General features: G+C 42.6%; 1 protein-coding gene and 1 pseudogene. Both read right to left on the bottom strand.

The window, feature by feature from the left end; translation table 11 throughout:
- Positions 1–980: pseudogene (locus CLV51_RS28760) on the bottom strand (hypothetical protein); the annotation flags it as partial.
- Between the two features lie 31 nt (positions 981–1011).
- A partial coding sequence (locus CLV51_RS29315; protein ID WP_106531565.1) for a hypothetical protein occupies positions 1012–2205 on the bottom strand: 1194 nt, incomplete at its 5' end.

The raw sequence follows: 2205 nt of genomic DNA, 5'->3' as shown, positions 1-2205 counted from the left end.
ATCTCTCCCAAATCCAGCCCATCTTTCTCTACTTCTTTAGCAGAAGGAATTTCTGGCAGATGCTTATTTTCTTTGATAAAAGTTTCTACATATTGTAAAGAAGGCAATTCATACTCCGGTTGAAATACGAAATCAGCCCAGGCAATCTGTTCTACTTTAACCCGGCGTGCTCCTATTACGCCGTTAACTGCCAACTTATATCCGTTGGTGGTGTTTGTTCCAATACCTACATTTCCGCCACCATTTACCATTAAAATATTCCCGGAAGAAACGGAGTTCATGAACATCGCATTATTCGAACCCGGATTGGTTTCCAGTGCCAGGTATCCTTCATTGCTGCCTCTGATCTTCCCTCCGGTAATTCCACCAAAATAGGTCCAGTCATTATACGCGTTACCTAATATTGCCGCGGCCCTGTCTCCATTCGGTAAGGTACTCACCTGTGTCACATGCAGTCCTGCCGAAGGAGAAAGCGTTCCTATTCCCACATTGCCATCGGCTCTGACAAATAAAAGATTTTTGACACCTCCACTTGCTGCTGTACCGTCACTGTTCTGATTGGAATTAACCATGAGCGCATAGTTGCTGGCACCTGTTGCCTGTACTGAAATGGCAGTGCCATAATACTGCCCCCATAATAAAGCAGCCAGGCTATTAGTGTTGTTGAATGCAGTTACATGGAAAAGACATTGAGGGTTCACATTTCCAATACCCACATTACCCAAAGAAGTGATGTTCATCACATCCGTCCAGGTAGCAGAATTATTCCTTGCAGCAATCCGGAGATCGGTCCTTCCCCCTGGATCAAATGAATAAATTTTATGTCCAAAACCATTCCCAAAAGTAGAAGTCGTCCATGTAATATTTTTATTGGCACCCACCTTTGCCGTCAAAGTATCAAACACCATATTCTGCGCTACGGTGGAATAGGAAAACATGCAGAAGAATACAGGAATTAATTGTAAGATTTTTCTCTTCATAACTATTTATAGATTTAAAATTGTTTTATTATCAAAAGGTGTAACCGGTCCTTAGCTTTATAGGATCCGTCTTCGGTACATGCTGATTATATAGAAAATCAAATAGCAAAATGATATTGCCTTTCATCTTACTATTGATCTTATACTTTTTACTGATCCCTATCAACCCGCTCTGTGTCCACTGTTGTCCAACTCCATCCGGGAGCGCTACATAATTGGGCTGATAGTTTTGTTCATAACCACCATTAAGAAAAAAAGTGCCTTTTAACTTCCAGTCGATGAAGGACCGTATACCTACTCCCTGGTTGGAGAAGTGGATATTATCAAAGCCGGTACCCATGCCCAGCTTGTAGGAAAGCCCCAACCCGGTGCTCCCATTTTTGTGGAACTTGTAAGCTACCTGCCCTGCCAGATCTCCGGTAGTAGGGAAAAATTTATTGCTGCGCTGAAACTGGATGTTGCTCCCAAACTCCAATCTTTGCAGGAAGCTTTTTGTCTTCATTTGATTCGGCCTAAAGTTGGGCATATCTGCAGCGTTGTCCAGATCCGGGAACTTACTTTTTAACTCATCCATCTTACTCCGCGCTTCTGCCATTTGCTGGCTTACTCCTGCGCCTGCACTGGGGCCGCCGCTTCCTATACGTTGCTGAATCAGCTGTTCCACCTGGCTACGTGTTTGTAAGCCTTCCAGGCTTTGCGCAGCAGCAGCAGCACCCTGTATATTAAATAAGCTGGCCAGTTGAGAATGTTGTTGTATAAAATCATTAAAAGCAGGAACTTTTTGCATCAGCTCCATCGCTTTCTGCTCCGCTTTCTTTTTATCTTTAAATACTTCTTTATATTCTTTCAGCTGCTGAGAATAGTAATAAGCTTCCTTATTCATTTTCTGCAGATCTTTGGAGAAACCAGTGTATTGTTTTAGCTGTTCATTCAATAATTGTTTACGCTCCCGTATAAACGCTTTGATCTCTTCTGCCTGTTGCAGTTTATCCTTCAACTGTTCTACCGACTGAAGCGAACTATTTAATTTATCAGTAGCTCCCTTCGACTGATTCAATAAATCCTTTGATTGTTTTAAAAAAGCAAGTGAATTTTGAAGGCTGTCCAGGTAAGGACCACCTGACTGCAATGGCCGGGATAATTTACCCAGCTTTCCTTGCATGCGGGACTTCATGCTGCCCAAAGAATCAATAGAATTAACGAACAGTTGCTGCGCCTTGAGAGA

The organism is Chitinophaga niastensis, from assembly GCF_003014755.1.
Classification (GTDB): domain Bacteria; phylum Bacteroidota; class Bacteroidia; order Chitinophagales; family Chitinophagaceae; genus Chitinophaga; species Chitinophaga niastensis.
This window is presented reverse-complemented; position numbering and strand designations above follow the sequence as displayed.